Below are 24974 nucleotides of genomic sequence, written 5' to 3' on the forward strand. Positions count from 1 at the left end.
GTCGCGAGGATGCCGGCCTCATCAGGCACCCGCCGGTGCTACAAGCAGCCACCCGTACATTTCCATGTGCATGGCAGAGCAGAACTGAGCGCAGTAGAAGGCGAACGATCCCACCCGGTCGGCGGTGAACTCCACGCTCACGGTCTCCCCCGGGTCGAGCGTGGCCTGAAGGTTGTGATTGGGCACTGCGAATGTGTGTGTGGCGTTTTCCGCTGTCTCGATGTTGGTCAGGTGGATGCGCAGCTTCTCACCGACAGTGACCGGGATCTGCTCAGGAGTGAAGTGGCTGCGCATGACAGTCGCGTAGACATCGACGAAGCCGTCCGCGCGCACGATTCGTTCCTGCCCGGAGGCGGTCGCGAACTCCGATTTAGCCATGGTCTCCGGGTTGGTACCCGGAGGGTAGACCGTGAGCGGGCTGAGCCGGTCGACGCTGATAATCTGCGCATAGTGCGGCTCGGATCCGCCGAGGGGCAAACTGCTCAGCACGCGTGGCGGCGTGTGATCAATGTCGAAAAGCTCCAAGTTCACCGGATGCTGCGGACCAAGTTTCTGCACCTGATCGAGCGACCACTTGTTGAGGGCGACCATGTACGTCCCGACCGGCGCTACAGTGTCTCCGCCGGGGATCGCGAGGTGGCCAATGTTGTAGTGCACGGGGATCTTCTCAAGAACGGTAAACGGTTTTTCAGTCACACCGGCATCGGGACCCAGGGTCCACTTGATGATCGCACTGTCGATGAAGAGGCTCGTGTACGCGTTGCCTTTGCCGTCGTACTGCGTATGGAGCGGCCCGGCACCGAGTTCGACATGCGCCGCAGTAACGGCCGTGATTGGGATGATCGGAACGCCGTAACGGTCCGTGCCCTCGAAGTTCTTGTCCTCGATGGCCTTCTTGATCATCGTGATCGAGTACACCGTCACAGCCGGGTCGAGCTTGCCCGCGATCACGATGTAGTTTCCGTCGGGAGAGACCTCAACTCCATGCGGATTCTTCGGCTCAGGAATGAAGTGCAGGATACCCTCGCTGATGGCGACCTCCAGCGGGATCACGCGGATGCCGTTCCGCATAATGACCTTGCCTGCAGCGACGACCTTTTCGGCTTTCTTCCAGTCAATGACGTGGAGGTAGTCGTATTTGTTCTTGGCCGCCCCGATTTCAATCGGCGGGTTCTTGTGAGACATGCCGACCGAGAGCTCGGCGTTGAACGAATTCAGGAACCCGTAGCCCGCGCTGGCCAGCTTGCCCATGTCCGCGAGATCCTGATTATAGGGTGGGAGCTCGATCTGAAAGCTTTTTTCGGGCACCAGGTGGCCCGTCGTCTGGTCGATCGCACACCAGCTCGAGAAGCCTCGATAAAGGTCCGCGTAGCTTTCGAGCGGCGCATATCCGTTATCGGTAATCGGCCGGGGAGTGATGGACGACACATGGGCGTACTCGGAATCGGGCGTGACGAACACTCCGCCGTGAGCGCTGCCGATGTTGGGGATGTCGTAGATCTGCTTCGTCTTGTAGTCGGCGAGGTCAACCATACCGATCCGCCCGTTGGCACGGTCGTTGACGTACAGCCAGCGGCCGTCATACCGGCCTTCGGTTTCCGAGAGGGCGGGATGGTGGGTGTCGCCCCAGCTCAGCAGATTGCTCTTGGTCGGATCGGACCCCCGCGGGATGACGCCGTCAACGTCCGTACCAAAGCCATATCCAGAGAATGAATCGCGAGAGAACACGGGAATGATCTTTAGCAGCCGCATCGAAGGGATGCCGATGATCGAAATCTGACCGGAGTGCCCGCCGGACGCGAACATGAAGAACGGATCATACTTGCCGGGTGGCACCACCGACGTCAGAGCCGCACGGGCCTCGGCACCGGTCAGTCCCCGGCTTGAGGCCACAGCCGCGAGTTCCCCACCGGCTCCTAGATTGTTGCCAACGTTCGTGCCGGTGATGCCAACGGCCGCGCCAGCGACCACACCACCGCCAACCTTGAGAAAATCTCTTCGTTTCATGGCGGGGATCTTCATGGCATGTTCCTCCTACTTGTCGCAGGTTCACACGGCTTTTCGGCGCGCAAAACAGGCACTAATGGCAGGTCATGCTCGCCCAGCTGAGGATCCCGAACAGGAGGCGGGCCACTACGGGCAGTGGGTCGCGTCAAAATACGCTTGACGCACGTCGTCACGTTTGCCGCGGCGGCTCCCACGATGCGACCGGCGAGACTTGGCCGGGGGCATGGGGTGGACGCACTCCACTTGGAATGCGTTTTAGCCTACCAATTGGATGATGCTCATCGAAGCATACCGGGTCTCGCCCCCGGTTCCGGAACAAGGGCGGTAGTTCTCATACTGTCGCCGTCGGCACAACTGTGGATTTCATGGGTGAACGGATCGACACCAGTCGGAGCCAGAGCGCCGACGCTTCTCAGCCTTTGTGAATCAGGTCTACGATTCTTTGGGCGTTGTCGTCTGGAGCGATGCTGATCTGCACATGATCATCCTCCAAAGCTTCCATCACCACGGCGGCAGCCTGTATCTCGCCGCCGATCTTGATAATCAGGCGCGCCGAATCTCCGGCTTGGACAGCCTTCACCGTGAGGGCGTTAAAGACGATCGCCCCGTCTTCGGTGAACGTCACGTCAACCGCGTTCTGCCCCTCACCTTCGGCGATGGTGGCATCCTTCACTCCAGCTCGCTCAAGTGCGGATGGGAAAACAACATTCTCGCCATTGACCTGAACGCATTGCGGGTCCGCCCCATCAGCGCACGTCTCCGATACTGCCAACTCGATCGCTCCCCCTGTAGCCGACGCTGTATCGCTGGCGCCAACACCAGCCGAACACCCACTTAGGGCCAACACGATAAGTACGACCAGAGAGAGCCTGGGGGTTCGAGAAGCCATGAATATTCTTCCTTAGACGCGGGAGATGAGTGCTGGTACAGCTGCCGCGTCCAACCATTGTTGCCCGCCGCGGATTGGCGATCTACAAATTGGTCATTTGCACCAGCAGCGTCTCGGCGGCACTGGAGATGCTGCCAATTGAGGAGAGAGTGACGATGCCAGCAACGCCCCAGAACCAGTGGACGCGCTTTCCATCTCGGGGCACAGGTTACCAGGCATGGACTGGCGAGCGTTCGGGGCGTTCACTTCGCGGGCATCACGGCCGGGCGCCGCTCCATGTGCCGCCAAGCTCCTCCGGTCAGTGGACTCAGCGTGACGAGCGTGTAGACGACCGCGACGATTCCGAAGGCGAGCGACAGTCCGATCGTGTCGGCGGCGATGCCGCCGAGCAGGGCGCCGAACGGCACCCCCGCCCACGCACCGGCGTTGATCAAGCCGAACACCCGGCCGCGCATGTGTTCAGGAACGCGTTCAAGCTCCACCGCGCCGAGAATCGGATTAATCGCCCCAGCCGCCAGGCCCGAGAGCACGGTCATCGCGACGAGCACGGGCAGCGGCGCACCGATAGCGAAGGCAGCGCTGGACGGGCCGCCAGCCACGGCGAAGCAAACCGCCAAGGTCACACGGCGGGGCACCCGGTGAGCGACGAATCCGAAGGCCACGTTGCCCACCAGAGCGCAACCGCCCATGACCGCCACTAGCAGACCCAGAGCGGCCACGCCTCCCAGACGATCGTTCGCGTAGAGGGGCATCAGGGTCGAGCCGCGGGCGGCGTCGAGCAGGTTCGTGACCAGCACGAGGCCGACGACCAAACGCATCAGCGGGTCGTGGATGACGAAGCGGAAGCCTTCAGCCAGGTCGGCCCAATACGAGGTATGGGGAGTGTCAACGCTGTCGCCGCTCAGCCTGACGGTGGCAGGGACGGCTGCCACGAACGCCCAGGTCAGCAGTGCTGAGACCGCGAACGTTGCCGCGTTGACGAAGAGGGCTGCGATCGGCCCCAGGAGCGCGACGAGCAGGCCGGCGATCGAGGCGCCGATCAGCTTGGCGAAGCGCTCAGAGCCGTCGAGAAGCCCGACACTCTGCTCGATCCGCACGCCGGCCCATACCGTCAGCCCGGGCAGCATGACGCGGCGGGCGGTCTGTCCCGGGGTGTCGAGTAGTCCGCCCGCGAATACCAGGATGAGAAGGGCCCAGAATGGCAGCCCGACGGTCAGCGCCAGTACCGGCATGGCCAGCACGGTGGCACCGCTCACGAGGTCCGCAACGATCGCCGCTCGGCGGTGACCCACCCGGTCCACGACAACCCCGCCAAGCGCCCCGCCGACCACAACCGGGGCGGTAGCGAAGAATGCCGCGATTCCCACCTCGACGCCCGAGCCGCCGAGGCCGAGGACGTAGAAGGGGATGGCGAAGGCTGTGATCACGTTGCCCGTTTGCGAGATCGCGTGGGCAGTCAGCAGGGCCGAGAGGGCGCCGGTTGCGCGGCGGTCGCGAGGCAGCGCCTCCTTCATGTTCTTGCTCATCGGCGGTCTGACTCAGGGACGGCGATAGGCCTGGTAGACGAGCACCACAGGCTCGGCGCCATCGGCCGTCGCCGGGTCGTGAGCAGCGCTCGCGTCGACCCACCGGGTGACCAGGACTTCGAGCTCGGCACGCATGGTGCCCAGCTCCTCGACCGTTAGACGCAGGCTGCGATCCCCGCTCGCGCCTGCCGCGACCCACTCACGAGGCAGGGCAGGTGTCGCGTCGATGTAGTCGGTGAACCGGGCGGCGTAGGCCTGAGCAATCGACTTCTGCAGAACAGAAGACGCCGCGAGCTTATCGGGGTCGTCGAGCAGATCGGCGGGCTCCCAACTGGTCAGTAGGGTCGTGGCCTTCCACCAACGTTCGCGGTGGTCGGTGCTCTGAGCCTCGGCGGGCTCGATCAGGGCGATGGAGGCAAGCTTGCCGAGATGGTAGCTGATGGTACCGGGAGCCTCATCGACGACGTCGCCGAGCTGGGCTGCGGTCAACGGGCCGCGTTCGCGAAGCAGGCCGAGCAGACGCAACCGGGTCGGATGCGCGAGGACCCGCATGGATGCAGCCGAGCTGAGCGTGGTGCGTGAAGCGTCGCGGGGGGACATACCGCTGACCCTATAAGAACAACAGTTATTGCGCAATGATTGTTGCGCGATAACTGGTACTCGAGCGCCCTCTCGCTCCTAAGCTGAGCCCATGGTCAACGAGGCGAAACATGAGGGCCGGGCTCTTCGGATCGAAGGTTTGGTGAACGCACGCGATCTCGGTAGCCTCCCACGACAACTCACGGCACGACAATAGAGGGCGCATTTCGCTCCGCACTTCTCGGCCTCGACCTGGTCACACTCCTCGAATCCCCGGGACTCAACGACGCCAACCGGGCCGCGGTCACGAACTGGCGAGGCTCCGTCTGACCCGGGTGCACGACATTTCGCCCTGAGGTTCCGCTTGCAGCCTTTAGGTTGGTGGGATGGATGAAGAGGTTCTGGCCGGGGGAAACTCGAGCATTGTCGTGCGGGTGGGCGATACCGTTCACCGCCCCGCCGGTCCTTGGACTCCTGCGGTACATCAACTTCTGAGCACACTCCGTGCGGCGGGCGTGATGGAAGTACCTGAGCCCCTGGGTCTGGACGAGCAGGGCCGCGAAGTGCTCTCCTACCTTCCGGGGATCGTCGGCAACTACCCGTTGCCCAGCTGGATCTGGTCGTCGACGATCCTGCACGAGGCTGGGTCCTTGCTCCGACGGGTGCATGACGCGAGCGCACCCCTCGCGCACTCGGCAGCCACATGGCAGTTGCCTGCACACGAGCCAATCGAGGTGGTGTGCCTGAACGACGTCGCACCGTACAACATGGTTTTCCAAGACGGGCACATCACCGGTCTCATCGACGTTGACATGGCCTCCCCCGGGCCTCGGATTTTGGATCTGGCTTACCTCGCATATCGACTCGTCCCGCTCGGCGAGTACTCAGACCCTGACGCGCCCGGACGAGATGCTCGCCCGGGCCGGCTCGATGCGCTCATCCGTTCCTACGGCTATGAGTTTGACCAGGCTGCCGTTCTTCGGGCGGCAGCGGACCGTATGGAGGATCTGGCCGTGTTCACGGATCAACGTGCCGCCGACACGGGCCGCAATGATTTCCTGGAGCATGCCGCACTGTACCGCCGCGACCGCGACCGACTTCTCGACATGATCGCAAGCCTGAAGGCCCCGTGAACGCGGATATCCAGATAGTCCAAGTCAACGATCCACGCTTGAAGCGTCTAACCGAGGCGGGGTACTTCGTTGTCGGCGAATCGTGGGGTGCCCGCCTGCGCCTGAGCGATCCACCCAACCTGACGGTTCTGCACGCCGCCGTCGTGGCGGCAACAGGCCAAGGATTCCGGATCGAGGAACTCGATGCCAGCTGGGCGCCTCAGGTCACAGCACTCGAAGCCATGAACCACGCCGACTACCCGTACACGCCAGCGACATCCGTGCCCCACCGCGACGAGTCCGACGTGCTCGACCTGTGGACATTCGGCTGCCGTCTCTTTGGCGCCATCCATGACGGACAACTCGTGGCCGTCAGCGTAATGAGCCTGACTGCCGCGCGCGCGGAAACCGAATTCACTTCCGTCCACCGCACTTACCGCCGACGAGGGCTCGCCGTTGCCGTCAAGGCCGCATCGATCACGGCGTTGGCCCACGACGGCGTCAGGATCTTCGGCACGGGTGGTGCTCAAGTCAACGCCGGCAGCATCCGTATGAACGAACACCTCGGCTACGCCATCGAAGAACGCTGGCTCAGCCTCACCGTGCCGCATTAGAACAAGAACACACGCGCTCGGAGGAGGTTTCTACACGGCCACTATCCCCTGGGCGGCGGTTCATGCCCTGAAGCGGCGTTCAGGCCCAAGGCGGCGGGACCGAGGCGCCGCCACGCAGTGCCACCTGGAGGTTCAAATCGTCACCGGCCTGGAGCTGGCGGCTAGTGAGTGGGTTGAGGAAGCCGAGATCGTCGACCGTGATGCCGAAGCGGTCGGCGATGTCGTTGAGCGTGTCGCCAGCGACCGCCCGGTAGGAGATGGGGGCACCATCGGTTGTGGCGGTGGCGCCGCCGGCGCCGAACCGGGAACCGGTGTCAACGGCGAGCAGCCCGGGCCGGGTGTCCGGCACGTCCCAGGTGATCGTGCCGACCGCCCGGGGAGTGAGCACGCAGCCGTCAGGATCGGTCGTGCTCGGGTCGGTCTCCGTGATGACGGCAGTCAGGAAGTAGCTGGGGTTGCCCCGGGAGTAGTCTCTGTCTCCCAAACTCAGCCCGGGCTGATCGGCTTCCGTGGATAGGTTGCCGAAGGAGAAGTTGTACATGTCGGCCAGGCAAGTCGTGGTCTCCGACCAGGGACTGAAGAACAGTTGCAAGCCTCCGGGAACGTCCGAGTGGAAGTCTTTCAGTGCGACGTCGAACCCGCCGCCTGCGGCCGTGACGACGACGGTTCCGGAGACGGTGTCGTCCCCCGAGGCCGACGTGAGCTCGGCCGTGCCGATGACACCGTCGGGGATGACGACGTCGACCGCGCCGTCGGGCGGGGCCGACGCATCAGTGTGAACGGCCGTGTCGAGCGGTGGAGTCTGGGTTGTCGGGGGCGAGCAGGCCACCAGTCCGAGCACCAGAGCGATGCTCCCCAGAACGGATGTCGTCAGTCGTGGCATCAGGTCCCCTCCCCGCCGGGCCCAGTATGGCAGTCGGCCGCGTCGCCGGTCCAGCCGCGGGCCCGAGAAACGAGATGGCTCGACCGACGTCGCCACCGGACGCACTGGTCGCTATGAACCCTCCCGTTGGCGGTTGGGCTTGCGGGCGAAGCAGGGGGACTTTTCAGTCGCCTGAATTGCCCGGATGCCGCGGTTCAGACGTGCTCGTGGGCTACCTGCCGGGGCTGGCAATGAGGCGCGTCGCGGACCTGCACGCGGGCGAAGCCAAGACCGACGCCCGCGATGCCGCGATCATCGCCCAAGCCGCGAGGAGCCTCCCGCACGCTTTGCGGTCGCTGCAGCTGGCCGATGAGCAGGTCGCTGAGCTCTCGATGCTTTGCGGTTTCGACGACGATGTCGTCGGCCAGATCACGGCCACGAGCAACCGTATCCGGGGCCTGCTCGCCCAGATCCACCCTGCGTTGGAGCGGGTCCTGGGCCCGCACCTGGACCATCCGGCGGTGCTGGATCTGCTGCAGCGCTACCCAACGCCAGCGGCGATGAAGGCCGCTGGCCCAACTCGACTTGGCAACCAGCTGCTGAAGTTGGCACCGCGAATGGGCCGGCGCCTCGCGGACGAGATCACCCGGGCGCTGGGCGAGCAGACCGTCGTGGTGACGGGCACGAACGCGACCAACGTCGTGCTCCCCAAGCGTGCCGAACAGCTCGCCGCGCTCCGCCGGCACTCGCAGACGCGAACCGACTTCCGACCGCCGCTCTAGCTCGAAGCCTGAGTGGGTCCCTGGCCACTCCGATGACAGCTACAAAGCGATGGCACTAGTGAGGTTGACGAGCACATGGTGAGGGGCAACGGCCAGCACCACGTTTGCATATTGGCTGAGTATGGTTACTCGCAATGGTCGATTGGTTCCTTGGGCTGCTGACGCCCGCTCAGTGGGATGCGTGGCGCACCTGGCTCGCGACCGATGGGGGGGCTCACCGCGCTGCTCATCGAAGCCCTCCGGTCCAACGGCTAAATGAGGTCGGGTCCATCCGCTTCCGAGATCAGACGCTTATCGCGACCTTTCCACGGGCGTGCTCGTCGACGAAGTACCGCATGGCAGCGGGCACCCCGGCAAGCCCATAGATGCGATCGATTACGGGGGTCACCCGCCCGGCCTCAATCAGGTCGCGTCGCTCGTTCAGCGTTTTCGTGCTGCCATTCTGGGTGAATGGTTTGAGTTTTTGGCCAATGAATGGCGATATGGCAACGGCTTTGAGGATGCGCCCCGTAGGCCCGACCACGCGTCCGCCTGTGCCACTGGAGAGCACGAGGACTCCCTTGGAAATGAGTGCGCTGCGCAATTCGGTCAGCGTGTGGTTCCCGATCAGATCGAAGATGACGTTGTGCCGAGCGGTTCCACGGGTGAAGTCGTCGCGGCCGTAATCGACGACGTGGTCGGCACCGAGTGATTGCACGAGCGCAGCGTTGGCGGCGCTGCTCACGGCGGTGACCTCGGCGCCGAGCGCCTTCGCGATCTGCACAGCGAAAGTCCCCACTCCCCCGGATGCCCCATTGACCAGCACCCGCTGACCGGGCGTCACCGAACCGGCATCGCGCAAGCCGACCAAAGCTGTCATCCCGGACAGAGGCACCGCGGCGGCTTGCTCGAAGGTCAAATTGACCGGCTTTCGCGCCAGAAGGGAGGCGGGTGCGGCGACGTACTCCGCAAAGGTTCCTGAACTGAGCTCTCCGTAGACCTCGTCGCCCTGGCGGAAGGCCGTGACGTTGGTGCCGACCGACTCGACGACGCCCGCGACATCCTTGCCCCGCGTCATCGCTTTCGGTCTTCGAGTGCCGAAGGCCAATCGCGCGACAAGCGGTGTGCCCGACATGTGAATCCAGTCGGCATGGTTGAGGCTCGCGGCTACCAAGCGGACGAGAACGTCGTTTTGACCAACGACCGGATGGTCGATGTCTTCCACTTTGAGCACTTCTACATCGCCGTAGTCCCGCTGAACTATTGCCTTCAAGATGTGCCTCCTAGTTCGGCTGCAGGGTACCGCTTACCGGTAACGTCTTTCGGCGCTGCGCACAGCCGGGCGGCGGTGACGCGACCGGTGGCCGGGCCGGAGCGGTGCCCAATCACGGCTGGCCTTTTGTGGGACAGGGGACGGTCATGCCCGAGCCGTTACGGCTGCGGTCGTGCCAAAGCCCCGCACAATGAGCCAAATGGCGAAGAACAGCTCGAACAGGCCACCCGGAACGGTGGAAACGAGGCTGGCACCCACTACGCCGGCGAGTTCGAGAAAGCACCCGCCCGCGAATAACGCGTAGCCAATAAATCCCCACACGGCCAGGAACCGTGGCACGAGGCGTGAGCGGTAGAGCGCAATGCAGAACAGCAGGCTACCGACGCCAAGGCCCGCCATCGCAATGTTGTATGCAAGGAAGTTGGTGCCGCCCATGCCTGCGAGTAGCGCGACCGCGCCGACCGCCAAAAACCCACCCTCGAAGATCCGGGTGGCGAGGTAGCTGGCCGCGATTCCTGGAGCGTGTGGCCAAAGGACAGGAAGCATGACAGCTCCGATCGCGATCACGGCCACCGAGTTCAACACCATGAGCACCACTCCTGCGGTGAGGAGGCCGCCGGGGGAAGCGGTCGTCGCGATAGAGCTTCCAGTGCCGTAAAGGAAAAAGGCGGCAAGCATCAGCGCGCCGACTGTGCGGGCAATTGTGCGTGTATTACTCATACGTTTCTCATCTCCAGTCGTCGCACCTTACGGTGTATGGTGGACAGTGCGAAAGTACCATACGGCGTATGGTGATGTCTATGGCGAAGCTTGAAGATAGAACACCGGTCACCCGTGAGCGAGCGATCAGGGTCGCCATGGCGCTGGCCGATGCCGACGGGATCGAGTTGCTCAGCATGCGCAAGCTGGCCGCCGCACTCGACATAACGGCCATGTCGCTCTACTACCATTTGAAGGACAAGGAAGATCTTCTCGACGGGATGCTCGACATCGTGCACTCCGAATTCGCGACGCCGAGTGCTGGGGACGAGTGGCGGGCGGCGATGCGGAAGCGGGCGGGGTCGACGCGCAGTGTCCTGGCACTGCATCCTTGGGCCATCAGCATGAAGGCCCGCACATCCCCTGGACCGGCGACCCTCGGTCACCTCGATTCGGTCATCGGCTGCTTAACGGCTGCGGGCTTCTCGATGGCCATGACGGGCCACGCCATGTCGATCCTGGACAGTTACGTGCTGGGCTTCGCCCAGCAGGAGGCCTCGCTGCCGCTCGACCCGTCCGGCGACATCGGCGACGCGACCGAAGCCATTATGGCGCAGCAGGAAGCCATGACCGACTCCTTTAAGAACCTCGCCGCGATGGCAGTATCGCTGATCCTGCAGCCCGGATACGCCTTCGGCAACGAATTTGACTTCGGTCTCGAACTGATTCTCGACGGTCTCGAAGTAGCCCTTCTCAGCGACTCCGTTCCTCCTAGTCAGTAACGTTCGGCCGGACAAGGCCAAACACCTTCCATCGGATGAGACCGGCGGACCACTGACTCCCGATCTGACCCAGCGCGAGGCGCGAATTCATTCGCTGCTCGGCCTCAGACGAAGGCGACCGCGCGCACCGGCGCCCCGTCGCAGCCGAGTCGCAGGGGGAAGAAGCCGATCCGCACCTGTGACGGCAGGTCATCCAGGCCGCAGAGGTTCTCGACGATCAGCCCGCCGCGGCCCAGCACGACCTCGTGCACGGGAAAGGCGGCCGACGACGTGCCGGTCGGGTCGGGACTCAGCGTGTCGACCGCGAGGATCCGCATCCCGCGAGCGACGAGTTCGCTCGCGGCACCGGCATCGAGGGCCGGATGCCGCACTGCGCGTGCGTCGCCGAACCACCGCGCCCAGCCCGTGTCGATCACGACGATCGGGGGCAATCGATCCGGTAGCGGATGCTCCGCATTCAGCCGGTCCCACCCGTATACCTCGCCCTCGGCGAGCGCTCGCACCCGCACCACCAGCGCATCGCCGAGGAGCTCGTCGAGGGCCACATCGGCCATTGTCCGGCCACCGGGGACGGTATGGGACGGCGCATCTATGTGCGTCCCGGTATGAGACCCCATTCGCAGCCCTGTCACGGCCACCCCGTCGCGGTCGAGGACCAGCGCGGCTTCGACGTGGACCGCCGGGTCGCCGGGATACACCGGCATCCCGTCGGTGATCGGGTGACTGAGGTCCCGGAGTGCCGCGCGCGGCGGCGCTCCAGGGCCGTCAGCGAGAGGTGTCGGCATCGGCGAGGTGCTGGCTGGGCTCGAAAGGCGTCCTGCTGCGGCGCGCGAGCGAGAAGGCCAAGTACACGGCGAAGGTCAGGAGGAATGCGGGAACGGTCGCACCGAACGGAAGCGGCCACACGTACGCCCACACGTAGGCGGACACCGCACCGACCACCCACGACGCGACAGCGAGCCAATTGATGCCGCCGGTGTACCAGTAGCGACCGCCTTGAGCCTTCAGGATGTCGGCGCTGTAGCTGCCGCGTGCGACGATGTAGTAGTCGACGATCATGATCGCGAAGATCGGTGCGAACAGGGCACCGATCGTGACCAAGAAGGTCGTGAACTGGGCCAGCAGACCGAAGAAGGTCGAACCGATGATCGAGATGAGCCCGAGGACGATCGCGGTGGGCAGGAACTTCATCCGGCGGCCGGGGAGCGCGTTGACCACGCTTGTGACCATGCCGTAGACGACCATCGTGTTCGTCGCCATCACGGATAGGAAGATCGCGACCGCGAACAGGGCGCCGAAGGGTTCGATGATCGTCACAGGGTCGAACGCCATCGCGTCGCCGCCCCGCAGGACGACGTAGCCGATCGCGCTCGCGCCGAGCGTCATCGAGATCACCGTCGACAGGGTGTAACCGATTCCCGAGCCGACCACGCCCGCGCGGGTCGTCGATGCGAAGCGGTTGAAGTCGGCCGAGAGCACCGTCCACGATATGGCGGTCGCGACCACGACATCGAACGCCAGTCCCGGGGAGTAGAACGGCTCTAGCGTCGCCGGGATGGCCGCGAACTCTGCCGGCGGGAACGTAGAGAACGCTACGACGAAGATGTAGGCGGCGATCGCGAGGATGACCGCGGCGAACCACGGTTCCACCCGAGCGACTCCGGCGTGGCCGAAGATCGCAAGGATCACGACGATCGTCTGGCAGAGCACCGCGAAGATGACGGGGTTCGAGAACCCGGTCATCGACGCGACGATGTAGTTGAGGGCGATCCCGGCGAGCATCGCCTGCACCCAGCTCCAGCCCATGAGGATGACCACGTTGGCGGCCACCGGCAGCAGGCTCCCGCGCGTCCCGAACGGTCCGCGCGTGATTGCCATCGTCGGCAGGCCGGTGCGCGTTCCGATCGCACCGACCGTCACGAGCACTGCTGCTCCGACGATCGTTCCGCCCACGATCAGAGCGATGACGAGGCCGAACGGCACATCCGGCACGAAGAGCGTGCCGGTCAGAAGGGTGGTGACCACAAGGTTCGCGGCCAGCCAGATCATGAGTACGCGGCCGAGCGAGTAGGTTCCGCGAACCGGGCCCGCGTCATCTGAGTTGGTGTCCAGTCGGCGGTCGAGACGGGTGTAGAGCGACATCTTTGGGCTCCTCGATGAATAGGGACTGGTCACGGCTGGGGTGACAGGTGTTCGTGGATGGCGATGAGACCGGCAGAATCAGACCGGAAGACGATCGTTTCGCGCTCCCGGTAAGACATGGGTCCGTCCGCGGTGCTCACGCTCGTGCTGACGGAGTGGGTGAAGACGGCTCCGCCGGGAAACACCTGCACCGCGGCCGCGCTCGATACGCAGGATTGCACGCTCCAGCCGCCGCCCACCCATTCCTCCCACATGGCTTCGTAGGCAGCCCGGTCCTCGATTCGCGCAGGTTCGGTGTGGAATACGAAGGTTGCGTCAGGTGCGAAGAGTGAGAAGTAGCGCGGGCCGTCGGTGGCGGCGAACGCCTCGACGATGGCGGATGCCGCGGCACGGACTTCTTCGTCCGTTGGGGTGGGCAGTGTCATGGGTGTCTCCTGCGTCGGGCTTGTCGGTCGGGTTCGGGACTTCTACGTCAGGTCGGGGCTTTGTCGGTCGGGGTGGGTCACCCCAGGCGCCATCGCGCTCAGCAGCTCGTAGACGATGTGGCTGGCCGCGACAGCGGTCAGCTGGGCATGGTCGTACGCGGGGGCGACTTCGACCACGTCGGCGCCGATGATGCGCAGGTCGGCCAGGGCACGCAGCATCCGTAGTAGTTCTCGACTCGTGAGCCCGCCCGCCTCCGGAGTTCCTGTTCCCGGCGCGTGGGCGGGGTCGAGTACGTCGATGTCGATCGAGATGTAGAGCGGCGCGTCTCCGACTCTGGCGCGGATGCGTTCGACGGCGGCCGCGACCCCGTGCTCTTCGACGAATTCGCTCGTGACGATCGCAAAGCCGAGCCGGGCGTCGTCTTCGAGGTCGTCCTTCGAGTACAGGGGGCCGCGAATTCCAACGTGCATGCTCGCGGTCAGGTCGATGAGGCCTTCTTCGGACGCCCGCCGGAAGGGGGTCCCGTGAGTCATCGGCGCCCCGAAGTACGTGTCCCACGTGTCGAGGTGGGCATCGAAGTGCAATACCGCGACGGGCCCGTGCTGCGCGTGCGCGACGCGAAGCAGCGGCAGAGCGATCGTGTGGTCTCCGCCGATGGCGACTAGTCGGTCGGCGTGCTCGCTGAGCTGGCGCGCGCCCGCCTCGATCTCGGCCACGGCAGCAGCGATGTCGAACGGGTTCGCGGCGATGTCGCCGGCGTCGGCGACCTGCTGGGCGTCGAACGGGAAGACGTCCTGCGCAGGGTTGTACGGTCGCAGTAGGCGCGAGGCCTCGCGCACATGAGCGGGGCCGAACCGAGCACCGGGTCGGTAGCTCACTCCGCTGTCGAAGGGAATCCCGACGATCGCGATGTCTGCCCGCTCGACCTCGTCGAGCCGCGGGAGTCGCGCAAAGGTCGCGATTCCGGCAAACCGGGGCACGACACTCGCGTCCACCGGCCCGCGGGGCTCATCCGTCGCATCTTTGCTGAGCGGTTGCATATTCGACAACTTTCGGTACGCTATAGACAACTACAGCGCTACCGTACGCTGTCCCGTGCAGATCGTCAAGGACGAATGTGTGAGCAGCTTCGAGGAGGAACTGTGCGCGCCATCCACCCCACCGCCGAAGGCACCGCGACACCCATCGGCGCCAAGCTGCGCTCCGCGCGCACCGCTCAGGGCATGTCACTCGCCCAGGTCGCTCAGACGACGGGCCTCAGCAAGGGCTTCCTCAGCCGGGTCGAGCGCGACGAGACGTCACCGAGCGTGGCAACGCTTGTCCAGTTGTGTCAGGTGCTCTCGTTGCCCGTCGGAGCGCTCTTCGCCGAGCCCGACGTTCACCATGTCGCGTACGCCGACGCTCCGCGGATCAACTTGGGCGGAGTGCACGCCGACGAGCGACTGATGTCGCCGCGCGGCGAGGAGCGGGTTCAGCTGCTGCGATCAGAACTCGAGCCGGACGCGCACGGCGGGACCGATCTGTACACGATCAACTGCGACGTCGAAGCGCTCCACGTCGTCTCGGGATCACTCACCGTGCGATTCGCCGGTCGCACCGTGGCCGTCCACGCCGGCGACGCACTGACTTTCCCCGGTCGAGAGCCGCACACCTGGCAGGTCGAGGGCGGCGAGCCAGCCGTCGTGCTGTGGGTCATCGTGCCCGCGCCGTGGAGCGGCTCGGCCTGACCGAGACCGCGTCGTATTCGAACCCCAGCGTCCAGATCAGCGCAGGCAGGGGCGCGGCCGCCCCGAAATCGTTGAGGAATCCGCTGATGGCATCCAGGAGCCCGGCAGATAAAACCCTGTCCAGGTCGGGACCGAGGCCGGTCATCCACTTCGTCCCTTCCGCAGCGCGGTGGTCCGCCACAGCTTCGTCGACGCGTTCCAAGGCGACGCTCGGGCCGGCGAAGTCGAACTCGGCCGCCCGCAGCACATCCGGGTCCACGTCGACCGCTTCACACTAAAGCCTGTCCGCGTCTCACTCTGAACGTTAGGCTTGCTAACAGAACCCTTGAGATCGGAGGAGCAGCATGAATGGTGACGGCACACAGAGTGAACCGATCCAAGACCAGCATTCTAAATCGGACGAGGACAAGGTGGCGGGGATTCTCGCACAGGAGGAAGCTGACCTCGCCGGCCACAGTGAGCCCCAAGTCCTCGACGCGCTGCGTGAACGATTCGCAGATGCTGGACACACCGTGAGCGAAGAAGCACTCCACGAGCATGCGCGTCGAATCGCCGGCCTCGACCCGAACGATTTCTCCAGCAAAACACGGTGACTTCCTAACGACGATGCAGCGCCACCATCGCGGATGCCGACAGGGTTCTGCGTGGGCATTCAGGAACGGCGTAGGAACCGGATCAGAACCGCGGACCCAGGCTAGCGACAAACAGTAGCGTCGCCGCTACCGGCCGAGCACCCCTCGACATGTGCGAGTCCTCATCGCGACGGCGGAATCTGGACGGGGCGGCCTGGGTGCGAGCCTCTTCGGTCACCCCACTCTCGGCGAGCGGATCGCGGTTACTGCCCATCGAGGCGGCCACCCGTTCTCCACCGCGTCGACGCAGTCGGATGCCAGAAGCGGGAGCGAGTGACCTCTAACTCTCTCCCGGCTTCATCAGCAAGGGGGTCGTCCCGTCCCCTTCCGAGTATCGCCAGGAACAGGGATCTCAATAAGAATCGCTCAACGATGGTTCGGCGACCGCAAGGAGGTGCGCGAGGGAGAATGCTCCGCACGGTCCCGGATGCCCCGGAGCATCCGCTCGGTCATGAGGAAGCTCACCATCTCGATCGGCTCCACGAGTACCTTGGCCCAGTCGGTGAGGTACGCGTACCGCTCGCGAACGACAAGCCGCGTCGCCCCGTCGGTTCGAGGTTGAAGGACAAACGCCCACGTGAAGTCGTAGGGCGCTCCGGCGCCCGTGCCGTCGAGGGCGATCGCCATCGCGCCGGCTAGCCCTCGCATCCACACCATGAAGTTACTATCCCACCCGTGCAAATCGAGGGCAACGGATGCCGCCGCACTGGAGTCTGGCGCGCGCCCGACCTCATGGACTAACGACGCTCGAGCAATAGTCCGGCGGACACTGACTCGGATCGGACCCAGCGCGAGGGGCAAATTCATTCGCTGCTCAGCGGTGTCGACGCCCAAAGGGCAGGTCGATAAAACCACACCCATCAAGAAGGCCCGGAACGCAAACTTCCGCTGGGGCTGGGAAATCAATATCGCCGTCCGCGTCGACTCCGAAACCCCTGGGAAGCACCGGTTTCCCGGACTGGCCGTCGCCGCAGATCTCGCACACAACTCAAGAATCGCGGCCGGAAACGGACGCGAGAACCCCATAAACCAGAAATGGCTCCTGAGAAGCCTCAGGAGCGATTTCTTTTTGTTTCGACCGGACCGTTTCGTAATGAGTTTCGCAAATGGCCCTTTGGTGGGACTGACAGGATTCAAACCCGCGACCCCTTGAAGGCTCAGGCCTTAACTCTGTCTTCGCCGAATATCCCGCAATACTCGCGGATTCCCTTGTTCTTACAGGGAACCGGGCAGTTCACTGCCTCCAATTGTACTTTGTCAAATTGGGTCGAATCGAGATGAATGTGATGAGTAAATGATGACCATTTGAACCGTCCCGGTCGGCACCGCGATCCCAAGTCCTTCAGCACTTTGGGTCGCGACTTAGGACTCTGAGGGCACCAAAGGCAGTTCGGCTCCGTAGTTCCACGACAAGATGGCCGGCTGCTCTCGGTAATAGCTCAGCACGGAGACTGATCCAGCATCCAGGCTGATTTGAGCACCGAATCGAGGGGCCATCCTCAGGTACACGGCGGTGAGAATGCGCAGGAAATGTCCGTGCGCGATCAGGGCGACATCTCCCTCCTCCATGGCAGGCAGCACCCGCGTGAGCACCCGCGACGCGCGGGCGGCGACCTCCTCCACCGTCTCACCAGGCGTGTCACCACGAATCACACCGTGGGTGAATGCGCTCCAGTTGTAGCCGAGTTCACTGCGGATGTCCCGCGTCGTACGCCCCTCGTACCCGCCGTAGTCCCACTCAACGAGAAACGGATCGACCTCAGCATGAAGGCCAGCGAGCTCAGCGGTGCGTCGCGCACGCTGCAGCGGCGAGGTCAGCACGAGGGAGAAATCGTAACCGGCCACTAACCTGCCCGCGCCGCGGGCAAGTCCCTCTCCCCGGGCAGTGAGCGGAATATCCGTGAGCCCAGTGTGTTTGCCATCCTTCGACCACTCCGTCTCCCCATGGCGCAAGAGAATCAGCTTCCCCGACGGGTTATCCGGAGCGGGGTGGCTGGGCAGCGGCTCGATCGTGAACATACGGCAACAGTAGTATCGCACCCCCGTTTCGATGGAGGTGCTTGATTGCTGGAAAGGCCAACGTTCACCCCTGCGGGTGTTCGAAGCAGGTGGGGGAACGGGCATCCCAGCCATCACGCGGCTACGGCCGTTCATGGTGAGCGCAGACGGCTCGGAAAGCGAAGAGCTGCTCGCCCACCCCGGAACAACGGATGTTTCAGGCAGCACTTACACGAGGACGATTCGGGATGAGAACGTGCCGGCAGGGTTCTCCCGTCGCAACATAGTACTAGACAAGTCCGTCCTGGCGAGTGTCTAAAAATGCCGCAGAGTGCTAACCGTCTTGGCCGAGCCGACCTGATCGACGGCCTCCGGGACCTTGTCCAACGTCCGCAGGGCGACGGTTTGAGCACCGGTGTCTACTTCATTGGAGGCGCCGCATTGTCCTTCGATACATCCCTGATCGTGGTCTCACCGACGATATCGACGCTGAGATTCGTCCCTCTTCCCGAGCGCTTGAGTAGGCCCTCGAGATCGCCGACAACCGAGGGCGGGGTGGCGACTGGCTCAACGCCCACGCCGCGACATACATACCCATAGCGAAGAACCCCGGCTGGGAATCCCTCTACGACGATGACTTCGTGTCCGGGTGGGTGGCCTCACCGCCCGCAGCCCCGCCGGCTCCAGAACGGGGACCGTCCCGGAACAACTAGCGACCCACCAACGCCCCAGCCACCGGACACCATGCCAGGGCCAGAACCGGAGGGACATTCTCGCCCGTTGCTCATCATCTGCGGTTAACTGACCGGCGTCGGGGCGCTCGTCACTGCGAACCGAGCGACAAGCGCACCTCGACCTCACGTTCGACGAAGATCCATTCCTCGGTGCTCCGCAACTCATCGAGCAGCTCGTCGAAATCCGCGACACTTTCGGGCGCGTACTCAAACCAGGTCAAAAAATCGAACGGCCCACCCCCATCACGGCTGTGATGGAGCCGCCGAGCCACAGCTGGCAGCGAGTTCATGGAACGTCGGATGTGGTGACTGGTTTCCTCGAAAATCTGCCGGCGTTCGTCTTGGGCCAATTCCCACCACTCCTTTGACTTGGTGATGGGGATAAAGGAGGCGACGGTCGCGCCGGGTCGGCCCAGAGCCGGTGACCGCGCCGTCAGCTCGGCCAGTTCGGCAGCGGTCGTGTAACGCTGATGACTAACGGTGCCGCGCAGGGTCCACCCCGGGGCGTCCGTGGCCGATGACCCCGACAACCATGATTCATCCTCTGCCGCTCCTTCACGAATCAGCAGACGCGCGGCGGCGGGGAGCCCGTCACCGGTCACCGCGATGATGCGATCAATACGCCACTGGCCAGCATCGCCTGCAGTGAAAGCGACGGGTAGGGCGTCGGTCATTGGAACTCCTGACGGTATCGGCGACTTCGACGCTAACATCATCTTGAGAACCGCCCCAGCAGGCTCTGATGGCGTGCGATCAGGCATCCTCAGGTCGAAGCCCCAGCGTCAGCCCAAAAAGGTTCGGCCGCCAGATCTGGGCCTGGCGTTCATCATGGTTGACGGTGACCAGCTCAGCCCGGTCGATTGCTTGGTTGGATCCTCGGGCTTCCAGGGGGGTGCCTCCTGTGACTCCTCGTCGTGCTGCGGCCTTCTCACCGACGTGCTCTGCGATGAGGACGTCGATGGTGGCACCGCCGCGGGTCCACCGGTGCTGATGGCCCTCTGGGCTTTCACCGGCGGACTCGAAGCCGACGTCAACGGGAGCTTTAGTCAAACGATGCCGTCCTCATCGTCAATTGTCTCCCACTCGACGACGCGGCCGAGGGTCGGGACGGCGTCGGCCTTCGTGACCTCGAAGTTCAGCCACTTCGCGTCCCACCCATGCTTCAGTGCGACTCGTTCGGCGGCAGCGACGGAATCGTCCGAGCCGGGGCGGACGTGAAGGACATCCAGGTCCTGCGTGGTCCCCCGATCGAAGTAGCACAGGGCGAGTGCCGCACCGCCCACGAGCCGGATGCCGGCCACCTCACCCGAATTACGAAGCTCGGCGACGAGATCACGGAGGCCGATGATGATCGCGTTGCGGTCCAGCGCGGTGCCGGACATCAGACGCTCGCGAAGGTATCTGCCCATGCAAGAACGCCGCGTTCGGCGAACTCGTTCGGCACGTCATCACGTTCGGGCGCGGGGTCGGCCGGGTCGACCCGAAACACGACAGGTTCGGTCAGTGCGCGATCGGGGTTGTTGACCCATCCAGGCAGCGGGATGTTCTCTTGATTGAGTCGCCATGCCACGAGAGCCGCGATGGCGGCATCCCACATATGATCGCCGGTGGGTTCCGGCTCCGTCAGCCCAAGGATTCCTCGAACGAGTCCGTGTTCGGCGATGAGATTATCGTTCAACTGAAGCAAAGCCCGGAGCGCGCGGTCTGTATCCTTCGCTCGAAGATGCTCTCTGATCGCCTCTGCGGAGCTGGCAGCGTCATCACGACGCGTGGGAGCGGCATACAGGCGGTGTCCGGCGCCGGCGAGCAGCCGATCGACCGTGCTGTAGGCAGCATCCCGTCCACGCTCATGATGGGAGACGCTGGCCTGGTCAATGCCGGTTAGCTCTGCGAGTCTCGCTTGAGTGAGGTGTTTGCTCCGGCGAGCGGCGCGGACGAGAGTAGATGAAGCTGCCACAATCGTCTCCTCCTTATTTCCAATATGACTTGTGCATCATATTCTAGTGCGCACTCGATGCAACCCGTGCCTGAGGGTCTGGCCTGCACCGGCAGGATCGGCCTGCAGGGACAACATCGGCCTGGATTGACTGTGGACACACTTGCCCTCGCCTCGACGATCGGCTCGCGAATCCGCCGGGGCGCCTGGCACGTGAGTGGACGGTGGATGACTTCGATGCGGCAGCCGGCGTCAGCCGCCGCCAACTGGTGAATATTGAGCAAGGCGAAGCGAACCCCAGCCTTGTCGGTTACGACCGGGCCCGCCGCGGCGACCTCCTTGCCCACATCCAGGGCCTCGGTAGCCGCGCCCTCCCCTTCTGCCCCGACCAGCTCGCCTTCGACATCGACCTGCCGCTGCCTGACTTCTACCGGTCGGTCACTGCCCTCGACCTCCGCGGCCGCACCCAAACGGACGTGGAACTCCGTGACCTCGGCCTCGCCGTCAGCCAGCACCAGATGACCCGGTTCTACCCCCTCTTCAAAGAACTCGGAGTCACCCCCGCCTCAGAACTCGTCAACCTGCCGGGCGGCACCGAAGCCCTCGTCGCCGCAGTACGCCGCGCCACCCACACACCCCCAATGCGAAGCGGCAAACGCGTCGTCCTCCTCTCACTCGACGACGGCAGTGCACCGGTATCCAACGTGGTGTTCTTCCACGATGCCCAGGCTGCGATCGGGGCGTCCGTGTTCCGCACCCACTACGCGCTGATCCGCGGCCGGACCCGGCGCACCGGCGCCCGCGGCGTCTCAATGACCGGTGAGCAGATGTGGACCTGCTCGACGTGGCAGGGAAAGTCCGAGCACGTCAGGCTGCGGAACGGGCACGGGAACGGGCTGTGGTCGAGGCAGAGGCCGCGGACAACGTCGTTCAGATGTGGAGGCGGAGGGCATGATTGACAGAGTTGCGGACGGGTCAGCGCGTTGACGTTCTCTGAGAACCAATCAGCACTGTTACTTCGCTTAGCGGGACTCTTCTGCGCGATGCCCATCGGAATGGACCAGTCCGGCCTTCAGTCGCCGGCCACAGTGGCCCGCCGGCGGCTGCGGCGACGCCTTGGGTGGGTGTGGTCGTGAACGGCACCGCGCTAAGCCTCAATCTGACCGCTGGATAAAGGATTAGTGTGGTGCCGACTCCCGGACCGCCGACAGTCTCGTCAGCCGAGGTGTCATCATTCGAGATTCTCTGTCGTGGTGCGGTGAAGGCGCAGTGTGACGAGCTGGAACGGGCGGAGCGAAAGCGAGATGGTTCGGTCTGGGCGCCCGATCACGGCGCTTGGCTCAGTCTCCCGCTCGAGCAGGTCGGTCTCCGTGACGTCCGACCAGCCGAATCCCGGAGCCAGATCACCGCGCGCACGCGCGCCCAGTGACTCGTAGAGCCGCACGATCACGTCGCCGGAACGGTCCTCCGCGAGCTTTACAGCCTCGACGACGATCGCCGGATTGGTCACGACGACCAGGGGTGCCACCGGGCCGGCTCCCCTTACCTCGCGCAAGGGCAGATTAACTCGATAACCCTCGTCGACGGCATCCGCGATCTCGGCACCGACGCGCAGCGAGACGACGAATTCCTGCTGGCCCTGATCCGAGGCCGGGTCGGGGAAGAGGGGCGCGCGCAGGAGGGAGACGCGTACGACGGTGCTCGTGCCGCCACCAGGCAATGCGGCGCGGCGGATGTCGTGCCCGTAGCTTGCGTCGTTGGCGACGGCGACACCGTAGCCCGGCTCGCCCACGTGAACCCAGCGGTGGGCAACAGTCTCGAACCGGGCGGAGTCCCAGGAGGTGTTCGCGTGGGTCGGCCGGTAGACATGTCCGAACTGCATTTCGGATGCTGCGCGGTCGGCATGAATCGCGAGGGGGAAGGCGAGCTTCAGGAGTTTCTGAGACTCGTGCCAGTCGATCGCTGTGTGGATGTCGAGGGCACCGGTCGCGCCGTTGAGTCGAAGGGTCTGGACCGCGGATGAGGAACCAAAGGATCGGTTGACCCGCACCCCGAATCCGTCGTCCGTGACAGCGACGCTGGAAGCCTCGGTCAAGTCGCGCCCGACGTTCTTGTACGTCTCGTCGATGTCCCAGGCGTCCCACTGGATCGGGGTGTCCCGGAACAGCTGCAGCAGGTTGGCAGTCTCGCCGGCGGGGATGACTTCTCGGTCGGCGACGAGGTCGCGCATCGACACGATGAGTCCCCGATCGTCGATGACGACACGCACCCGGTCATTGGCAATCACCAAACCGGCCCCGCTTTCGGTGACCTTGGCCGCACCCGCCCTCGCCGCGGTCGCGGCGGAGAGGCCCGGGACGCCGTCGCGTGAGTTCGGTCCGGCGTTGAATGTGAGCGGATGACTGCCGCTGCCGGCCAGGACCTCGAGGGATCGGGTGATCTGTTCACCCAGAGTCTTCGCGACGGCCGCGTAGTTGCGCTCAGCCTCCTGGTGCACCCAGGCGATCGAGGTGCCGGGAAGGATGTCGTGGAACTGCTGTAGGAGCACAGTCTTCCAGACGTCGTCGAGGGCGTCGTACGGATACTCCGTACCTCGAAGGACTGTCGCAGCAGTGGCCCAAAGCTCTGCTTCTCGGAGCAGGTGTTCGCTGCGACGATTGCCGCGCTTCGTCTTGGCCTGGGAGGTGTAGGTGCCGCGATGGAATTCGAGGTACATCTCCCCCGACCAGACCGGCGCCTCGATGTACTCGCGGTGCGCGCTCTGGAAGAACTGCTCCGGCGTCGTCATGGTGACGCGTGGCGATCCCTCGAGGTCACGCGTACGGGCCGCAGCGGCCAGCATCTCGCGGGTTGGGCCTCCACCGCCGTCGCCCCACCCGAATGGCAGGAGCGAAGTAGTGCCGACCCCCTTTTCGGCGTACTGCCGCTCCGCCTTGGCGAGCTCCTTACCGGAGATTTCCGCGCTATAGGTGTCGACTGGGGGGAAATGAGTGAAGATTCTCGTGCCGTCGATGCCCTCCCACCAGAAGGTGTGATGCGGCATCCGATTGGTCTCGTTCCACGACATCTTCTGCGTGAGGAGCCAGCGAGATCCCGCCGCTGCCACAATCTGCGGCAGAGATGCGGTGTAACCGAACGAATCCGGAAGCCACACCTCGAGCGGCTCGACGCCGAGCTCCTCCATGAAGAACTTCTTGCCGGCGACGAATTGCCGTGCGAGCGCTTCACCGCCGGGCATATTCGTGTCGGACTCGACCCACATCCCGCCGACCGGAATGAATCGGCCCGCCGCCACCTGCTTCTTCACCCGCTCGAACAGTTCCGGATAGTAAACCTGCAGCCACGCGTACTGCTGCGCCGAGGAGGCAGCGAAGGTGAAGTCCGGGTCCTCGTCCATGAGCGCCAGAACGTTCGAGAAGGTTCGCGCGACTTTGCGCACGGTCTCGCGCACCGGCCACAGCCAGGCGGAGTCGATGTGGGCGTGACCGACGGCGGCAAGGCGGTGGGCACTCGCGTAGGCGGGACTGGCGAGCACGCCGACGAGCGTCGCACGGGCGGCCGCCGCCGTGCCCGCAACGTTGTCGGGATCGAGAGCATCGGCCATCCGTCCGAGCGCGTGCAGGATGTCGGCCCGTCGCGGAAGACTGTGCGGAAGCTCATTCATCAAGCCGATAAGGGTCCAGGTGTCCTGCAGGAGCTCCCATACGGCGACGTCAAGTTGTCCGAGTTCGAGCCGACGCAGAACGTAACTGGTCGAGTCGCCCGCTGTGGCCTTGTCGCCGAGCTCGGTAACGCCAAAGGTGAAAATACCGGCGATATTCGGATTGGCGGCCGCCTCGAGGTAGATGTCGACGGGCTCCCCAGCGTTTCCCGCCGGGATGTAGCTGTTGAGGGGTTCGATCGCTTTGATGATCACGCCGTCCGCCGTGTAGGCGGTGCCCTCGGCCTGGAAGCCCGGGAGCGTGGCGGAGAACCCGAGGTCGACGACGACCTCAGCCCGGGTGCCATCCTCGGCCCACTCGGCGGGCACACCTCCAGTGAGATGGAACCAGACGGTACCCCAGGGCTTGCCCCACGCACCGCCGACGGCGAAAGGCTCGTAGCTCTGCCCGATGGCCGCGTCGAAAGGCACCGGCTCGTCATCGACGGTCCAGGAAGCGATTGTCAGCGGGGCGGTTCGGCGATAGACGGCGGGCTTGATCCGTTCCCGGATGACGCGCTCGATTCGCGCTTCGAGGAGGACTCGATTGTCATGCATGGTGGCTCCTTAGCCCG

General features: G+C 64.4%; 25 protein-coding genes and 1 pseudogene. 7 read left to right on the forward strand and 19 right to left on the reverse strand.

Translation table 11 applies throughout. The features are described from left to right. Positions 1 to 21 precede the first annotated feature (21 nt). From nosZ to E3O28_RS15435, 4 genes are all read right to left on the reverse strand, one after another. Entirely contained in the window at positions 22 to 2022 is a 2001-nt protein-coding gene (gene nosZ, locus E3O28_RS15420) for a Sec-dependent nitrous-oxide reductase (protein ID WP_134416693.1), read from the reverse strand. A 397-nt stretch (positions 2023 to 2419) separates the two neighbouring features. Continuing rightward, on the reverse strand, positions 2420 to 2680 hold the full coding sequence (locus E3O28_RS15425; RefSeq protein WP_104100445.1) for a hypothetical protein: 261 nt from the start codon (positions 2678 to 2680) through the stop codon (positions 2420 to 2422). Between the two features lie 458 nt (positions 2681 to 3138). Continuing rightward, on the reverse strand, positions 3139 to 4422 hold the full coding sequence (locus tag E3O28_RS15430) for an MFS transporter (RefSeq protein WP_134416695.1): 1284 nt from the start codon (positions 4420 to 4422) through the stop codon (positions 3139 to 3141). A gap of 12 nt (positions 4423 to 4434) precedes the next feature. Continuing rightward, on the reverse strand, positions 4435 to 5022 hold the full coding sequence (locus E3O28_RS15435; protein ID WP_134416697.1) for a helix-turn-helix domain-containing protein: 588 nt from the start codon (positions 5020 to 5022) through the stop codon (positions 4435 to 4437). 365 nt (positions 5023 to 5387) lie between these two features. Between E3O28_RS15435 and E3O28_RS15440 the strand changes: the two genes are divergently transcribed. Next, complete coding sequence (locus E3O28_RS15440; RefSeq protein ID WP_104100442.1) at positions 5388 to 6134, forward strand: phosphotransferase; 747 nt, start codon at positions 5388 to 5390, stop codon at positions 6132 to 6134. Positions 6135 to 6172: 38 nt separating this feature from the next. Beyond that, positions 6173 to 6727 carry a GNAT family N-acetyltransferase gene (locus tag E3O28_RS15445; protein WP_134373162.1) on the forward strand — a complete coding sequence of 185 codons (555 nt, stop codon included), beginning with the start codon at positions 6173 to 6175 and terminating at the stop codon, positions 6725 to 6727. Between the two features lie 79 nt (positions 6728 to 6806). On the opposite strand, the gene E3O28_RS15450 is transcribed toward E3O28_RS15445, so the two are convergent. Next, complete coding sequence (locus tag E3O28_RS15450; protein WP_134416699.1) at positions 6807 to 7610, reverse strand: LysM domain-containing protein; 804 nt, start codon at positions 7608 to 7610, stop codon at positions 6807 to 6809. A 200-nt stretch (positions 7611 to 7810) separates the two neighbouring features. On the opposite strand from E3O28_RS15450, the pseudogene E3O28_RS15455 reads away from it, so the two are divergent. After that, a pseudogene (locus E3O28_RS15455) lies at positions 7811 to 8332 on the forward strand (transposase); the annotation flags it as partial. Positions 8333 to 8654: 322 nt separating this feature from the next. On the opposite strand, the gene E3O28_RS15460 reads toward E3O28_RS15455, so the two are convergent. Both E3O28_RS15460 and E3O28_RS15465 read right to left on the reverse strand, forming a co-directional pair. Further along, complete coding sequence (locus E3O28_RS15460; RefSeq protein WP_134416701.1) at positions 8655 to 9623, reverse strand: NAD(P)-dependent alcohol dehydrogenase; 969 nt, start codon at positions 9621 to 9623, stop codon at positions 8655 to 8657. A gap of 144 nt (positions 9624 to 9767) precedes the next feature. Continuing rightward, positions 9768 to 10343, reverse strand: coding sequence for a DUF4386 domain-containing protein (locus tag E3O28_RS15465; RefSeq protein ID WP_134401350.1), 576 nt, complete (start codon positions 10341 to 10343; stop codon positions 9768 to 9770). Positions 10344 to 10423: 80 nt separating this feature from the next. On the opposite strand from E3O28_RS15465, the gene E3O28_RS15470 reads away from it, so the two are divergent. Beyond that, the gene (locus E3O28_RS15470; protein ID WP_198411453.1) at positions 10424 to 11104 is read left to right on the forward strand and encodes a TetR/AcrR family transcriptional regulator C-terminal domain-containing protein; all 681 of its coding nucleotides are present in this window, start codon (positions 10424 to 10426) and stop codon (positions 11102 to 11104) included. 104 nt (positions 11105 to 11208) lie between these two features. On the opposite strand, the gene E3O28_RS15475 is transcribed toward E3O28_RS15470, so the two are convergent. The 4 genes from E3O28_RS15475 to speB are packed head-to-tail and all read right to left on the reverse strand — an operon-like array spanning position 11209 to position 14712. Continuing rightward, positions 11209 to 11889: a cyclase family protein gene (locus E3O28_RS15475; RefSeq protein WP_134416703.1), complete on the reverse strand. Its 681-nt coding sequence runs from the start codon at positions 11887 to 11889 to the stop codon at positions 11209 to 11211. Beyond that, positions 11870 to 13246, reverse strand: coding sequence for a cytosine permease (locus E3O28_RS15480; protein WP_134416705.1), 1377 nt, complete (start codon positions 13244 to 13246; stop codon positions 11870 to 11872). The genes E3O28_RS15475 and E3O28_RS15480 overlap by 20 nt, the downstream gene beginning before the upstream one ends. Before the next feature lie 29 nt (positions 13247 to 13275). After that, on the reverse strand, positions 13276 to 13671 hold the full coding sequence (locus tag E3O28_RS15485) for a nuclear transport factor 2 family protein (protein ID WP_134416707.1): 396 nt from the start codon (positions 13669 to 13671) through the stop codon (positions 13276 to 13278). A gap of 42 nt (positions 13672 to 13713) precedes the next feature. Continuing rightward, positions 13714 to 14712, reverse strand: coding sequence for an agmatinase (gene speB, locus E3O28_RS15490; RefSeq protein ID WP_104194494.1), 999 nt, complete (start codon positions 14710 to 14712; stop codon positions 13714 to 13716). Positions 14713 to 14814: 102 nt separating this feature from the next. Between speB and E3O28_RS15495 the strand changes: the two genes are divergently transcribed. Then, positions 14815 to 15399, forward strand: a complete 585-nt coding sequence (locus E3O28_RS15495; protein ID WP_104100433.1) for an XRE family transcriptional regulator — start codon at positions 14815 to 14817, stop codon at positions 15397 to 15399. Here the strand turns inward: E3O28_RS15495 and E3O28_RS15500 are convergent. Then, positions 15365 to 15658 carry a hypothetical protein gene (locus tag E3O28_RS15500; protein ID WP_134416709.1) on the reverse strand — a complete coding sequence of 98 codons (294 nt, stop codon included), beginning with the start codon at positions 15656 to 15658 and terminating at the stop codon, positions 15365 to 15367. The two genes, E3O28_RS15495 and E3O28_RS15500, sit on opposite strands and share 35 nt — an antisense overlap. A gap of 85 nt (positions 15659 to 15743) precedes the next feature. Here E3O28_RS15500 and E3O28_RS15505 point away from each other — a divergent pair, with 85 nt between their 5' ends. Beyond that, complete coding sequence (locus tag E3O28_RS15505; RefSeq protein ID WP_134341898.1) at positions 15744 to 15992, forward strand: hypothetical protein; 249 nt, start codon at positions 15744 to 15746, stop codon at positions 15990 to 15992. 405 nt (positions 15993 to 16397) lie between these two features. On the opposite strand, the gene E3O28_RS15510 is transcribed toward E3O28_RS15505, so the two are convergent. The 6 genes from E3O28_RS15510 to E3O28_RS15535 all read right to left on the reverse strand — a co-directional run bounded on the left by E3O28_RS15510 (position 16398) and on the right by E3O28_RS15535 (position 20720). Beyond that, positions 16398 to 16688 (reverse strand): hypothetical protein, encoded by a 291-nt coding sequence (locus tag E3O28_RS15510; protein ID WP_174721920.1) that lies wholly within the window; start codon positions 16686 to 16688, stop codon positions 16398 to 16400. Positions 16689 to 17393: 705 nt separating this feature from the next. Next, the gene (locus E3O28_RS15515; protein WP_134416711.1) at positions 17394 to 18050 is read right to left on the reverse strand and encodes a histidine phosphatase family protein; all 657 of its coding nucleotides are present in this window, start codon (positions 18048 to 18050) and stop codon (positions 17394 to 17396) included. Positions 18051 to 18852: 802 nt separating this feature from the next. Then, a complete protein-coding gene (locus tag E3O28_RS15520; protein ID WP_134416713.1) occupies positions 18853 to 19437 on the reverse strand; it encodes a chlorite dismutase family protein in 585 nt (194 codons plus the stop codon). Between the two features lie 79 nt (positions 19438 to 19516). Then, positions 19517 to 19813: a hypothetical protein gene (locus tag E3O28_RS15525; protein ID WP_134416715.1), complete on the reverse strand. Its 297-nt coding sequence runs from the start codon at positions 19811 to 19813 to the stop codon at positions 19517 to 19519. Next, a complete protein-coding gene (locus E3O28_RS15530) occupies positions 19810 to 20172 on the reverse strand; it encodes a hypothetical protein (RefSeq protein ID WP_134373132.1) in 363 nt (120 codons plus the stop codon). The genes E3O28_RS15525 and E3O28_RS15530 overlap by 4 nt, the downstream gene beginning before the upstream one ends. Next, positions 20145 to 20720: a helix-turn-helix transcriptional regulator gene (locus E3O28_RS15535; protein WP_198411455.1), complete on the reverse strand. Its 576-nt coding sequence runs from the start codon at positions 20718 to 20720 to the stop codon at positions 20145 to 20147. Before E3O28_RS15535 ends, E3O28_RS15530 begins: the two co-directional genes overlap by 28 nt. A gap of 203 nt (positions 20721 to 20923) precedes the next feature. Here E3O28_RS15535 and E3O28_RS15540 point away from each other — a divergent pair, with 203 nt between their 5' ends. Continuing rightward, entirely contained in the window at positions 20924 to 21658 is a 735-nt protein-coding gene (locus E3O28_RS15540) for a hypothetical protein (RefSeq protein WP_134416717.1), read from the forward strand. A 272-nt stretch (positions 21659 to 21930) separates the two neighbouring features. Here E3O28_RS15540 and E3O28_RS15545 read toward each other — a convergent pair whose 3' ends face one another. After that, complete coding sequence (locus E3O28_RS15545) at positions 21931 to 24957, reverse strand: glycoside hydrolase family 38 C-terminal domain-containing protein (protein WP_134416719.1); 3027 nt, start codon at positions 24955 to 24957, stop codon at positions 21931 to 21933. Between the last annotated feature and the right edge of the window lie 17 nt (positions 24958 to 24974).

The organism is Cryobacterium sp. TMT2-14, from assembly GCF_004402465.1.
GTDB classification, from domain to species: Bacteria; Actinomycetota; Actinomycetes; order Actinomycetales; family Microbacteriaceae; genus Cryobacterium; species Cryobacterium sandaracinum.

What these genes read in the sequence shown, in the direction of transcription:
- E3O28_RS15545 (WP_134416719.1), bottom strand. Translation starts at nt 24,957, where the DNA reads ATGCATGACAATCGAGTCCTCCTCGAAGCGCGAATCGAGCGCGTCATC.
- E3O28_RS15510 (WP_174721920.1), bottom strand. Translation starts at nt 16,688, where the DNA reads ATGGTGTGGATGCGAGGGCTAGCCGGCGCGATGGCGATCGCCCTCGAC.
- E3O28_RS15530 (WP_134373132.1), bottom strand. Translation starts at nt 20,172, where the DNA reads ATGGGCAGATACCTTCGCGAGCGTCTGATGTCCGGCACCGCGCTGGAC.
- E3O28_RS15520 (WP_134416713.1), bottom strand. Translation starts at nt 19,437, where the DNA reads ATGACCGACGCCCTACCCGTCGCTTTCACTGCAGGCGATGCTGGCCAG.
- E3O28_RS15475 (WP_134416703.1), bottom strand. Translation starts at nt 11,889, where the DNA reads ATGCCGACACCTCTCGCTGACGGCCCTGGAGCGCCGCCGCGCGCGGCA.
- E3O28_RS15470 (WP_198411453.1), top strand. Translation starts at nt 10,424, where the DNA reads ATGGCGAAGCTTGAAGATAGAACACCGGTCACCCGTGAGCGAGCGATC.
- E3O28_RS15435 (WP_134416697.1), bottom strand. Translation starts at nt 5,022, where the DNA reads ATGTCCCCCCGCGACGCTTCACGCACCACGCTCAGCTCGGCTGCATCC.
- E3O28_RS15505 (WP_134341898.1), top strand. Translation starts at nt 15,744, where the DNA reads ATGAATGGTGACGGCACACAGAGTGAACCGATCCAAGACCAGCATTCT.
- E3O28_RS15430 (WP_134416695.1), bottom strand. Translation starts at nt 4,422, where the DNA reads ATGAGCAAGAACATGAAGGAGGCGCTGCCTCGCGACCGCCGCGCAACC.
- E3O28_RS15450 (WP_134416699.1), bottom strand. Translation starts at nt 7,610, where the DNA reads ATGCCACGACTGACGACATCCGTTCTGGGGAGCATCGCTCTGGTGCTC.
- E3O28_RS15440 (WP_104100442.1), top strand. Translation starts at nt 5,388, where the DNA reads ATGGATGAAGAGGTTCTGGCCGGGGGAAACTCGAGCATTGTCGTGCGG.
- E3O28_RS15465 (WP_134401350.1), bottom strand. Translation starts at nt 10,343, where the DNA reads ATGAGTAATACACGCACAATTGCCCGCACAGTCGGCGCGCTGATGCTT.
- E3O28_RS15515 (WP_134416711.1), bottom strand. Translation starts at nt 18,050, where the DNA reads ATGTTCACGATCGAGCCGCTGCCCAGCCACCCCGCTCCGGATAACCCG.
- E3O28_RS15485 (WP_134416707.1), bottom strand. Translation starts at nt 13,671, where the DNA reads ATGACACTGCCCACCCCAACGGACGAAGAAGTCCGTGCCGCGGCATCC.
- speB (WP_104194494.1), bottom strand. Translation starts at nt 14,712, where the DNA reads ATGCAACCGCTCAGCAAAGATGCGACGGATGAGCCCCGCGGGCCGGTG.
- E3O28_RS15480 (WP_134416705.1), bottom strand. Translation starts at nt 13,246, where the DNA reads ATGTCGCTCTACACCCGTCTCGACCGCCGACTGGACACCAACTCAGAT.
- nosZ (WP_134416693.1), bottom strand. Translation starts at nt 2,022, where the DNA reads ATGAAGATCCCCGCCATGAAACGAAGAGATTTTCTCAAGGTTGGCGGT.